11 protein-coding genes are annotated in these 13,201 nt (G+C 26.7%); 2 read left to right on the top strand and 9 right to left on the bottom strand.

All coding sequences use genetic code 11. The features are described from left to right. Positions 1 to 293: 293 nt before the first annotated feature. Entirely contained in the window at positions 294 to 1,049 is a 756-nt protein-coding gene (locus ACYUET_RS00245; RefSeq protein ID WP_219779236.1) for an AIM24 family protein, read from the bottom strand. Between the two features lie 131 nt (positions 1,050 to 1,180). Continuing rightward, entirely contained in the window at positions 1,181 to 2,566 is a 1,386-nt protein-coding gene (locus tag ACYUET_RS00240; RefSeq protein WP_460277011.1) for an MATE family efflux transporter, read from the bottom strand. A gap of 655 nt (positions 2,567 to 3,221) precedes the next feature. Here ACYUET_RS00240 and ACYUET_RS00235 point away from each other — a divergent pair. Then, positions 3,222 to 4,601 carry a radical SAM protein gene (locus tag ACYUET_RS00235; protein ID WP_460277009.1) on the top strand — a complete coding sequence of 460 codons (1,380 nt, stop codon included), beginning with the start codon at positions 3,222 to 3,224 and terminating at the stop codon, positions 4,599 to 4,601. A gap of 114 nt (positions 4,602 to 4,715) precedes the next feature. Here the strand turns inward: ACYUET_RS00235 and ACYUET_RS00230 are convergent, their stop codons facing one another. The 5 genes from ACYUET_RS00230 to ACYUET_RS00210 all read right to left on the bottom strand — a co-directional run bounded on the left by ACYUET_RS00230 (position 4,716) and on the right by ACYUET_RS00210 (position 9,710). After that, the gene (locus ACYUET_RS00230) at positions 4,716 to 4,973 is read right to left on the bottom strand and encodes a cupredoxin domain-containing protein (RefSeq protein WP_460277007.1); all 258 of its coding nucleotides are present in this window, start codon (positions 4,971 to 4,973) and stop codon (positions 4,716 to 4,718) included. Positions 4,974 to 5,415: 442 nt separating this feature from the next. Continuing rightward, positions 5,416 to 5,643, bottom strand: a complete 228-nt coding sequence (locus ACYUET_RS00225) for a carbon monoxide dehydrogenase (RefSeq protein WP_460277006.1) — start codon at positions 5,641 to 5,643, stop codon at positions 5,416 to 5,418. Between the two features lie 442 nt (positions 5,644 to 6,085). Further along, positions 6,086 to 7,123: a M42 family metallopeptidase gene (locus tag ACYUET_RS00220; RefSeq protein WP_460277004.1), complete on the bottom strand. Its 1,038-nt coding sequence runs from the start codon at positions 7,121 to 7,123 to the stop codon at positions 6,086 to 6,088. Between the two features lie 26 nt (positions 7,124 to 7,149). After that, on the bottom strand, positions 7,150 to 8,628 hold the full coding sequence (locus ACYUET_RS00215; RefSeq protein WP_460277003.1) for a leucine-rich repeat domain-containing protein: 1,479 nt from the start codon (positions 8,626 to 8,628) through the stop codon (positions 7,150 to 7,152). A gap of 224 nt (positions 8,629 to 8,852) precedes the next feature. Continuing rightward, entirely contained in the window at positions 8,853 to 9,710 is an 858-nt protein-coding gene (locus ACYUET_RS00210; RefSeq protein WP_460277002.1) for a metallophosphoesterase, read from the bottom strand. A 332-nt stretch (positions 9,711 to 10,042) separates the two neighbouring features. Here ACYUET_RS00210 and ACYUET_RS00205 point away from each other — a divergent pair, with 332 nt between their 5' ends. Further along, positions 10,043 to 10,684 (top strand): hypothetical protein, encoded by a 642-nt coding sequence (locus ACYUET_RS00205; protein ID WP_460277000.1) that lies wholly within the window; start codon positions 10,043 to 10,045, stop codon positions 10,682 to 10,684. 181 nt (positions 10,685 to 10,865) lie between these two features. Here the strand turns inward: ACYUET_RS00205 and dhaT are convergent, their stop codons facing one another. Both dhaT and dhaB2 read right to left on the bottom strand, forming a co-directional pair. Beyond that, positions 10,866 to 12,023 carry a 1,3-propanediol dehydrogenase gene (dhaT, locus tag ACYUET_RS00200; protein ID WP_460276999.1) on the bottom strand — a complete coding sequence of 386 codons (1,158 nt, stop codon included), beginning with the start codon at positions 12,021 to 12,023 and terminating at the stop codon, positions 10,866 to 10,868. 239 nt (positions 12,024 to 12,262) lie between these two features. Then, positions 12,263 to 13,177, bottom strand: a complete 915-nt coding sequence (dhaB2, locus tag ACYUET_RS00195; RefSeq protein ID WP_460276998.1) for a glycerol dehydratase activator DhaB2 — start codon at positions 13,175 to 13,177, stop codon at positions 12,263 to 12,265. Positions 13,178 to 13,201 lie beyond the last annotated feature (24 nt).

The following is a 13,201-nucleotide window of genomic DNA, read 5'->3' as shown; positions in this document are numbered from 1 at the left end:
AAATAGGCTATGTTTTAAGTGAATGTTGATATTGTAGTATAACGCTCATGGACAGAGGAATTTACTCTTATACTGCAATATCAACACGGTTTTAAAACATAGCCTAAAAATAAAATAATAGACCAAACAGGTATTGTATATTCTGTGTCAGACAAGGAATCAAGTTCAGTTAATAGCTAAACTTATTGACGCAGTATGACACAAAATAAACGAGCTTATTAGTCTATTATTTTTTGAATGTTCCTAAATATGTATCAAAAAGATAAATTATATTTTTTAATTTAATTTTTATGTTATCCTATAGGAGCCATAAGGATTCTTCCTGTTCCACGATATACATTTACAAATCCTTCTCCTGAAACAGCAGATCCAATTAAACTTTTACTAGACTTTTCAACTCTAAAATCTAATGAATTAGACCAAGCAATTGCAAAATTCCCATCAATTCTAACTTCATCGTTATCTAGTACAAATTCTATAAGTTCATCTCTTGGAACAGGACTTTCTAATACTGCAATTCCTTCCCCTTTAAGACATAAATTAAATAATCCTTCTTTTCCTAGTACTGCTGATGAAAGATTTGTTCTAGCTACTACCTTTTGTTGAATTTTTGATTCACAAGCAAGAAAAAGTCCATCATCAAGTACCATACCATCCCACTGTGAAACATCTTCAAGTAAAATATGTTTATAAGTAGGCTCTAACATTAATAATCCATTTCCTTGATATTTAGGTTTAATTGTGGATTCCTTTGTTACTTTAGATGATAATGCTTTTCCAAAAAAATCACCAATTCCTTTAACATCAGCAGACATACTAACATTTCCTGCAGTCCATTGCATTGCTCCTGCACTGATTGTATAAGCATTTCCTTTTAATTCAATTAGAACTTGTCTTTTTCTAACATTCATTTCTGACGCGTAATATGAAGCCATTGCATTTGCAGTATTTGTACTTAAATCTTTTTTATATTCAAGAACTTTAACATTTCCTTTAGCTTCTATAATTTCAATATTTTTATTTTCATAAAGATTTTTACAAGTTATCATTTTAAATCCCCTCCTATTTATATATTCGTACAATTATCATACATTTTTATGCATTTAATGTAAAATAATCTTATTTTAGGGATGATCTTTAAAAATCATTTATTTTAAGCTAAAATATCACATAAAATTTATTAACTTACAAGCTCTTCTGAATTCTTATGATACTTTTTATATAGTTTATTGATTTTAAATAAAAATAGATATATTGAAATTAAAATTATTCCCTTTAAAACACTACTTATACTTATACTCCACCAAATTCCATCCATGCCAAGTAAATTAGCTTGAGATAAAATATATGAAGCTGGCACTCTAGCTCCAGTTAATAAAATACTTATAATAGATGGTATATAAGTTCGTCCAAGTCCATTAAATGCTCCTGTTATAGTTATTTCTATACACATAAACAATTGTGAGTATCCAAGTATTCTTAAATATACTTTTCCTTGTTCTACAGCCTCAGGATCATTTAAAAAGAATCTAAATACATGATCACCAGCAAATACCAATAAAAAAGTCGCTAATATACCAATAATTACAGCCATGATTATTGTTACTTTTACACCTTTATTAATTCTTTCATATTTTTTGCTTCCATAGTTTTGTCCCACAAAAGTTCCAAGTGCTGTAGAAAAACCACCGGCTGTCATCCACGATATTGCTTCAATCTGTGATCCTACCTTTTGGACTGCTATTGGAACTGGACCAAATACAGCTATAATTCTTCCTATGCACATAGAAAATATAGTAAATAGTCCATTTTGAATCCCTCCTGGAAGCCCTATCTGAAATAATATTTTTATATATCTATACTCTGGTCTTTTTAGAATATTTATTTTTAAATACTCTTCTTTTGACTTAATAATAATAAATATAAAACATAAGCTAACAATAACTTGCGCCCCTACTGTTGCTATAGCAGCTCCTGCAACTCCCCATTTAGGAAATGGTCCTATTCCTAGTATTAAAACCGGATCAAAAACCATATTAAAGATAAGTCCTATAGTATTAATTATAAACGGAGTTTTACTACTACCAACTCCATTAAATATTGCTGTAAATACAGGATTTATAAATGTAAAAATCATACCAATCGCCACTATTATTAAATAAGTTTTAGCCATTGATATTACTTCTGAATCTCCTAAATTAAAAAAGCCTATTAATGAATTATTGAATATAAGTAGCACTAATGTATATATAATTGCAAGAGCTATATTTATTTGTATAGCACTTATTATATATGACTTTACTTTCTTTATATTTTTTTCTCCTATCTTTTGAGCAACCTTTATTTCAGCTCCTGTTTTAGAAATCATTATAAATGCTATAGCAAGCCATGGGAAAAATCCTGCTGTTCCAACTCCAGCAACAGCTTTACTTCCAACTTTTCCAATCCATATCATATCTGTCATATTATAAGCCATCTGAATAAAGGATGTCCCCATAATAGGCAAAGCTAATTTTATAAGTTTTTCTACAATCTTTCCTTCTGTTAAATCAATTCTTTTTTCCATTTTTATGTACCAACCTTAAAATTTTACTTAAAATAATAAACCAAAGAGGCGTTGTATATTTTATGTCAGACAATGAAGCAAGTTTACTTAATACTACACTGTCAGGTAAATTTGTTAACATAAAATAGATGATTATACTCATACTGGACTATTATTTTTTTAATGTGTCTTATACCTACTATATTATAATAGAAATAATTTATATAGTAAAAGATAAATCTTTAATCTCCTTAAATTATAACCTAATATAACTATATAATTATTTTATTCTATATGTTGCAATAAGAGATATTAAATAAATTAAAGAATTATATAAGTTCCAATAAAGTTTGTTCATTAATATAAATCTTAAAATATTTATAAATAGTATTGCTTACCAGTATAGTGAAGAACTTGTACAAAGAATTTATGATATATATGATTCTGAGTCAATATTGTTAATCTTTTATATAATTTTCTATAAAAATTCTATAAAAAATTTTAAATGTAACAACTTAATTAGAACATATATATAAATATTTAATTCTTTTATTAGATACATTTTATGCTTTGTACTATATCCTGTAGTATATTTTCATATTTGTCGAATATATCTATAAAGTAAATACTATATGTTTTTTGCATATATTATATATTTTAAGGAGGAAATTTTATTATGAGTTTTAATGAATATTTTAAAAACTCAACTCGGAATATAGTTATGGCAAAAGTATGTTCATTTCTAGAAAAAAATCCAGAGAAAAATACTGAAAAACTTTTTAATTTAATTACTAAGCTATCTAAAGATGAAGATAGTAAGGTTGCTTTAGAATCTATACATTCTTATTATAATGAAATACCTGCTGTTAAAGAATTTATACAAAATATATTAACAACAGTAAATCCTAAATTCTTAAAAAAGTTTTTTATAAACTTTCTAGGTAATGCTATATGGTCAGGTGGGGAAAAAAGAAAAAAAATGCTTTTATCAGAAAATACTAAAGTCCCTTTTGTTTTACTTATAAGTCCATCAATGAAATGCAATTTACATTGCAGTGGATGTTATGCTGCCAAATATGATAAATCTAAAGGACTTACATACGAAGAAGTAGATAAAATTATTGGTGAGGCCCACGATTTAGGAATTCATTATATAATTGTTTTAGGTGGAGAACCATTCTTCGTTGATTTTATGTATGATATTTATAAAAAATATAATGATATATTATTTACTCCTTTTACAAACGGAACTTTAATCACTGAAAAAACTGCTGATAAATTAGCTACTTTAGGTAATGTTATGCCAATGTTCTCACTTGAAGGTTTTAAAGAAGAAACTGATTCAAGAAGAGGAGAAGGTACTTTTGATATGGTTATGGCTGGGATGGATCTTCTTAAAGAAAGGGGCATTCCTTTTGGTGTATCTTCTGCTACTTCAACCCATAATATGAATACAGTAACATCTAATGAATTTATAGATATGTTAATTACAAAGGGTTCAAAAATGAACTGGTATTTCATGTACATGCCTGTTGGTGAAGGAGTCAATCTAGATAATATGCTTACTCCTACTCAAAGAATAGAACTTGGTAGAAGAACAAAAAAAATCAGAGTAACAAAACCTTATTTTACTATAGATTTCTTTAATGATGCACCTCATGTTGGTGGTTGCATTGCTAGTAAATATTATTGTCATATAAATGCTAATGGTGATGTAGAACCATGTATATTTGCTCATATAGCGTGTGATAATGTAAAAAATAAATCTTTAATTGATATATTTAGAAGTGAGTTATTCAAAGAACTAAGAAAAAAACAACCTTATAATGAAAATATGTTAATGCCATGTATGATGATTGATAATACAAATGTAATTAGAGAGGTAAGTAAAAAAGTAAAAGCATACCCAACTGACGATAGTGGTAGAAATATGCTGCGTAATAAAACTTTTCAAGATAAACTTGATAAATTAGCAGCTGATTTTAAACCATATGCTGATAAGGCTTGGAAAAAAGACTTTAATTGTAAAGGAAATGATAAATTTTCTAAGGGTTAAGTTTATTACTGTACCTAAAATAACAGACTATTTTTTTAGTCTGTTATTTTAATAGTAAATATATATTACTTATTTAAATCTTAAGTATTTTATTTATTCTTAATATTTACTAGACTAAGCTATTTCCTCTATCCCCAATAAAATTGGAGTATTATCTTTAATTTTAATATATAATTTTGCTACTTTCATTTGAAAATTTTCTATAATAGTTTTTACTTTACATATAAAATAATACTCTTCTATATCATTAGTAACCACTGCTATAGGATTAAAATTCCATCCTTTTATACCATTTAAAGCTATATTTAATATTTTTTTATCTTCTATTGTAACTTCTTTTCTAATTTCTAATTTATTATTTTCTGTTGCCATTCAAATTGCACATCCTTTCTATAAATATATTATTATTAGATTTTGTCAGATTGTTGTCAAATATATTAATTATTTCTTAAATATAAGATTTTACAAATAATATTATAAAAAAATCTACTTTACATACTATGTGTTTATGCGTTTTCTACAAGTTATATATAAATAGAACTTTGTTTGTACTACAATATCAACATTCACTTAAAACATAGTAAAAAAATAAATGGTAGTAACATAATTAATATATTACTACCATTTATTTTTTCTAATTTTTTGGATAATTAAACCGTACTTAATTAATTATCGTCTTTTTAATTAATTACTTTAGGCACATTCAAAAAAATAATAAACAAGTATGCTCGTCTATTTTATTTCATATGCATTAGTTAATTTAATTAATTATATATTATTATCTTTAAAGATAATAATAGCACAACGCGTTCTTCTATATTGAAAATTTATTTTTTGTATTACAAAATGGACATTTAACAATTGCAATATAATCTGTTACTATACCCTCATTACCTGCACTTTCACCAATTGCTATCACCTCTTGTGCTTCCATCCCTTCTCTTTTAATATGTTCTGGTGATTTTTCACCATAGATTATGCAATTCCACTTTACAATATTATGACATGCATTACATTTACTTTCTTTATTAATGACCTTCATTTTATCCCTCCTCTCATATAAGTTTATTATATAAAATACTATGAAATTCCTTCTAAATTTTATAGTATTTTATTAATAAGGCATACGAATAAAAATAACGAGTCCAAAATACCCTGATTATTTTTCATTAGACAAGAAAGTAGATTTGCTTCATAGCTAGTCTATTAGGCAAATCTACTGACGCAGTATAATGAAAAATAGGCTTGGTAGATGGACTTGTTATTTTTTTGATTATGCCTAATATTTATTAATTATATTCCTGTTTGCCTTAAGTAATTTTAATATTACTTAGACCTATGCCAAATCTAATATAGAATAATATAAAAAGCTGATTCCTGTACCATACAGAAATCAGCTAGTAATAATAAAAATCTTTTTTAATCTATTTTTGACAATTTTTTTGACGAATGTATTTTTTATATAAAATCAATGAATAAAATTTCTATCTAGTTAAGTATAAATACAATAATTTAATTGTATTTTCAAAGGCATTGTAATGAGTTCTTTCCATACCATGAGATGCATGAACACCTGGTCCTATAAGGGCTCCTCTTATATTGTTTCCCCCTTTAAGTGCTGCTCCAACGTCTGAACCATACATTGGATAAATATCTACTGCATAATTTAATTTATTGCCTTTTGCTAAATTAACTAACTTTGTAACCATATTATAGTCGTAAGGTCCACCTGAATCTTTTGCACAAATTGAAACATCATATTCTGTGCAACTTAAATCATCACCTATACATCCCATATCCACTGCTATCATCTCTGTAATATCTTCTGGAATATATGAAGAGCCATGTCCTACTTCTTCATACACAGAAATAAATATTTTAGTTGTGAACTTAGGAACTATTTTTTCTCTATTAAATAATTCTAATAAAGCCATTAAACAAGATACGCTTCCTTTATCATCTATGAACCTTGATTTAATGAATCCACTTTCAGTTATTGTGGTTTTGGGATCAATAAATATAAAATCACCTGGACAAATACCTAATTTTTCAGTATCTTCTTTAGATTTTACTATTTCATCAATTCTTATTTCCATATTTTTAGGTTCACGTGTTTTACTTGAACTATCCTCAAATACATGTGCAGCAGGACTTGTACTTAAAAATGTTCCACTATAAAGTTTACCTTCTCTTGTTCTAATTGTACAATATTCAGCATCTAAAGTAGGAACTATAGGACCTCCAAGCAATGTAAACTTAAGCTTACCCTCACTTGTTATGGATCTTACCATTGCACCTAAAGTATCAACATGAGCTGATAACCCTATTACTTCATCATACGAACTTCCTTTTATAGTTATTATTCCACAGCCTTTTCTTGTTGTTTCAAATTCATATCCGAATCCTTCTGCTATCTCTTTTATCTTGTCCATTATTTCAAAACAAAAACCAGTTGGACTATTGAATTCTAATATTTCTTTTGCTGTATTTAAAAGATATTCTTTATTAATTTGTATATCCATATTTATCTCCCTCCCCAATTTAAATATTATCTAGATTGATAATAATAAAAATGTGTTGCTCTATCTGTACTATATATCGCATCATCATTATATACATTTCTTATATGAAGTATATTATTTCCAAACTTATCTCTTTGATTATCTACTATATATGCATACTGGTTGTCCTTCCAGCACATAAACATATAAACATGAGTATAACCATTTGTAAAAAGAATATCTCCTGGTTTTAATTGAGTAAAATCAGTACTTGATACAAACCCTCTATCTATTAATTCTCTTTCAAGTTGATAAGTATTACATGTTTGTTCTGGTAACCATACTCCATTTCTTCTTAAAACCTCTGACAAAAAGTATACACAATTATTGCTAGTGTCTCCTCCATGTAAATATATAGCCTTATTATGAACACTAACTTGATTATTAACATTTGTCATATACTTAAAGGCATTATATTGATCATTAGAATGTGAATAATTAGAATACGTATTTACAACATCTCCATTAGGTTGTACATATGTATAATCATCAAGCCATAAATTTTTAGCTAGCATACCTTCTGCATAAAATCTATATCTTTTGCCATCTATAACTTTTTCTTCGCCAGCTGCCATTGCTCCATTTTCATCAAAATAATACTTATCTTCTCCAATATCTAACCATCCAGTTTTCATAACTCCATCACTATTAAAATAATATGTTTTATTATCTATAGTTTTCCAGCCTGTTACTTTATCGCCATTTTCACTTAAATAATATTTATTAGAACCTACTGTAAGAAACCCTGTTTTCATTTCTCCATTTTCATTAAAATAATATGTTTTATTATTTATTACTTTCCATGTATTCTTTAATATTTCTCCTGATGTATCATAATAATACCACTTATCTTCTATCTTATCCCAACCAATTTTTAAAGTTCCATCTTCACCAAAATTATAAGTTTTTCCATCTATCTTTTGAACTCCTGTAAGTCTTTCTCCATGTCTATCTAAGTAAGACCATTTTCCTTTTAGAAAATACATTCCTTCATTTAATCTAAGATCTTTGCCTTCAACATCTACATATGCATATTGTCCAGATGCTATCTTTTCTTCGAAATTTTTTGGTAATTCTCTAAATTTATTATCTCCTAAATCTAAATATGTTAACTTTGTTAATTCTGTTATACTTTCTGGTACCTTATCTAATTTACAATAATTTAAATTTAAATACTCTAAATTCTTTAATAAGCTTATAGTTTCTGGTATTTCTCCTTCTAGTCTCTTATAATGCAAATCAATCTTTTTGATTTTAAGAAAATCTTGTTCTGTAAGATCTCTTAAATCTTTATGTAATTGTTCTGCTACCTCCATATTAAGCCAATTTCTTTCAGCTTCAAATTTATTTTGTTCAGAAATTTCAACTTCTGAGCTTGTACTTTTATCATAAGCAAATGCTGGTACACTATTACCACATATTGCAATTAACGCAATCGCTCCTATTTTGACTATTTTTTTATTCATTGTAAAATTCCCCCTTATTATGTCTAATAAATTGTACCATTTAATAATACATTTAACAAACTCAAAAAAATGTCCTAAATTTAGAAAAAAGAGAGTTTAAAAGAAATTTTATTGTAAATTTACTTAATATTTCAATAAAAGAAACTCTCTGTATCTAAAAATATTATTTAACTTACAAAATGTTATTTGTCAAAATTTTGTTTTAAACAATATGGCATAATTTTTTATATATTTAACTCAAAAATTGATATCTCTGGTACATTTAAAAACCTAAACGGAAGTTTTGTATTTCCTATACCAGAATTAACATATAAATTTGTATTCCTTGATGTATTAAGTTCATAAAGTCCATCTTTATATTTTTGAGCTAGAGGTGGAGTTACTATTTCTCCCCAAAAAGGAATTTTAACTTGTCCTCCATGGCTATGGCCTGAAAGTATAAAATCAATATTATAATCTAAAAATTTATCGGCTAAATCAGGTTCATGTAAAAGCAATAAATTATAACTATCTGTTTCTATATTTTTAATAGTTTGATTTATATTTGGCTTACCTAAAAGTCCATCATCTAATCCTAAAATACTTAAATTTTTTCCTGAATTTAAGTTAATATTATATTTTTCATTAACTAAAAGCTTAAACCCACTTTCCTTCATAATATTTTTATATGCTTTTTCTGCACCTCCTCCATAATCATGATTACCAAAAACAGCAAATTTACCAATAGAAGCACTTAGTTTACTTAATATAGGGGAAACATCTTTTGCCCTATCAAAAGTACTTATATTATCAAATAAATCTCCAGTAAAAACTATGATATCTGGGTTTTGTTTATTAACCTTATCTACTAGTTTTTCTAATTGTTCAATGGAATAATATTTACCTAAATGAATATCTGATATTTGTGCAACCTCTATTCTTTTAGAATTTTGAACATTATCTTTTGAATTAAATTCTATATTTTTAACACTTAATAATTTAGGTTCTACATAACACGAATATATAAATATTAATATACACATAAAGAAAATCGTCATAATTGTAGAAAATATAGTAATTATTATTTTTTTTAAAGCTTTCATACTTTATAAATTCTTCCCTTCATAAGTTTATCTATAAGTTTGTTTAATATAACAAACTGAATTTTAACATAATATTTCTTAATCTAATATAAAATAATGCTAAATATTTCTTATAATTTATTAAGATTTACTTTATAATCATTTCTTTTTTATATCATCTAAGTTAAAATTAAGTTACAATATTAATAATACAAATATTTATCTGATTTATAACATTACTAAGTTATTTATTTTTTAGTCTAAAATAAACATTACACTAAATATATAATAACTTGTTATAGAATCTAATTGACAAAAATTATATAAAGCAAATTAGGGAAGTGAAATTTAACATGAGTAAAGTAAAAAAATTCAATATATTTTTAGGAACTATATTCTTTATAATTGTGGCTTTAAGCGCAACTTATTATATAGGTTTTTATCCTAAAACTGAGGTCAAAAATATAAATTCTTCATCAAACTTTAATGAAAAAATTTTATTAGATAAATTAACTGCAAATCATCTAAACCTTTCATCTAAAGAAATCTCTCTAGAAACTTCTTTAACTCTTTCTGAAGATGATTTAACTGATTTATTTATTAGCTTAATTAAAGATAGCAACGCTAAAATATCAGATACATTAACTGGATTAAAAGTTGATATAGCTGATAATAAAATAAATATCCTATTTCATTTAAAATATAATGGAATTCCTCTTGAAGGTAATATGATTTTTACTGGAAAATTAATAAATAATAAATGCACTTTCCACTATGAAAGTGGGCACTTAGGCTTCATAAATATAAATAAAGATTTGGTATTTTCAAGATTAAAATCTAATGAATTTATATATATTGATAAAAATTCTGGCGATATTGTCTTAGCTAATAATCTTAAAGGTATAGAAATTAAAGATTTTAAAGTAAATAATAATGAAATTATTATTGATGTCAAAGGAACTCTTACTTTAGATGATTTAAAGAAATTACGATAAAGGGCTATGTTTTAAAACAGTGTTGATATTGTAGTATAAAGCTCATGGACAGAAGAATTTACTTTAAGAACTCTAAAATATCAACATTTACTCAAAATATAGCTGACTAATTAAATTACAAAGCCTCAAAAAGTTACTTAACTAAATAACTTTTTGAGGCTTTAATATGTTAATTATAAATTTAGTAAGCTGCTCTAAAGATGTTTACTATATCTTTTTCATTTCCTTTTCTTGGATTACTAAATGCATTTCCATCTTGAAGTGCTAATTCTGCCATATATTCAAAATCTTCTTCTTTAATTCCCATTTCCTTTAAGCTTGTTGGAATACCAATGTCTTTTGAAAGTCTAAACATAGCATCTATAGCTTTTTCTGCTGCTTCCATAACTGAAAGACCTTGAATGTTTTCACCCATAAATTCTGCTATATCAGCAAACTTCTTAGGATTTGAAATCATATTATAACGTTCAACATGTGGTAATAGCATAGCATTTGCAACACCATGTGGCATATCATATAATCCACCAAGTTGATGTGCCATAGCATGTACATATCCTAAATTAGCATTATTAAATGCCATTCCTGCAAGTAATGATCCATAAGCCATGTTTTCTCTTGCCTCAAGGTTTTCACCTAAAGCTACCGCTTGTCTTAAGCTTTGTGAAATTAATTTAATTGCTTGTATAGCTGCTGCATCTGTTACTGGATTTGCATCTTTTGATACATAAGCTTCAATTGCATGAGTTAATGCATCCATTCCTGTAGCTGCTGTTAATCCTGCTGGCTTCTTAACCATAAGCATTGGATCATTTATAGAAACTAATGGTAAGTTTCTCCAGCTTACTATAACAAATTTTATTTTCTTTTTTGTATTAGTTAAAACACAATGACGTGTTACTTCACTTGCTGTTCCTGCTGTTGTATTTACTGCTACTATTGGAGGTAGTGGATTAGAAAGTGTTTCTATTCCAGCATAATCATAAAGATCTCCTTCATGAGTTGCAGCTATTCCTATTCCTTTACCACAGTCATGTGCACTTCCTCCACCTACTGTTACTATCAGGTCACAGTTTTCTTTTTTGAAAATTTCTAATCCATCTAAAACATTAGTATCCTTTGGATTAGGTTCAACACCATCATAATATACAACTTCTAATCCTGCTTCAGTTAAATATTTAGTTGTTAATTGAACAGCTCCACCTTCCATATCTCTTAAAAATCTATCTGTAACTATTAAAGCTTTCTTTCCGCCTAATATTTTGCATCTTTCGCCTACTACTGATATTGAGTTTGCTCCCATAAAGTTTACGCTTGGTACTAAGTAATCGTACATTCTCATTATATTTCACTCTCCATTAATATATTTTTTTACTAATCAATATTAACTTTAATCAACTTTTGTTTATTAATAGTTTTTCTTCAAAGTTAATACTATCAAATCACTTATTTATTATTAATAAATTTTATTGTTTTGTACTAGTAATCTATTGTTCAATTCTTTCTTAAGGTTTATCAATTTGGTAATATATTGCTTTTTTATAAATTCTTTTGACTTTAATAATATTTGTTAACTACAAATTACTGTGCCCCTATGGTACAATATATTCCCATATTTTCTACTAGAGATTTTAATTCTCTCATCTTCTCTTCACTAGGAGTTTTTAATTCTTTTAAAAGATATTCTTTTCCAATAGCCTCGTATTTGCTTTCTCCATAGTTATGATATGGAAGAAGATCTATTCTTTTTAATTTCTTTAATGTTTTTGAAAACTCTGCTATTTCCCTTATGCTTTCAAAATCTGCATTAAATCCTTCAATAACAGGGACTCTAATTATTATTTCTTTTGATATTTCATCACTTAATTTAATATTATTTAAAATTATTTTATTATCTACTCCTGTGAATTTTTTATGTATTTCGCTATTCATACTCTTTATATCAATCATAGCTAAATCTATATATGGAAGTACTTTTTTAACAGCTTCACTATTTACATACATAGCAGTTTCAATAGCTGTATGCCATCCATATGCTTTACACTTTTTTAAAAGTTCTACTGCAAAATCAGGTTGAAGCAGTACTTCTCCTCCAGATAAAGTTATTCCACCCTTTGATCTTCTATAATGGACACTATCTTTTTTTAATTCCTCAATGATTTGATCTGTACTACACTCTTTGCCTTCCATAACAAGTGCTCCATTTAAACAATTCTCAACACACTTACTACATAAAGTGCATTTGTCTTCATTTATTCTATATGATGAATCAATATTAATAGCTAAGCTTTCACATTGTGATTTGCATCTTCCACATTTAGTACATAAATTTTTATTAAACATTATTTGAGGAGCAATATCTTGTGATTCTGGATTGCTACACCATAAACATGACATTGGACATCCTTTGAAAAACACTATAGTTCTTATTCCTGGTCCATCATGCAATGAAAATTTCTGTATATTAAATATAACTCCTTTTATGTCTGTACTCATCACGTTCATATCCTCCTCTTAAAA

It is taken from the genome of Clostridium sp. CTA-5 (assembly GCF_054768135.1).
The sequence above is the reverse complement of the archived record's forward strand: the minus strand, read 5'-3'. Positions and strand labels throughout refer to the sequence as shown.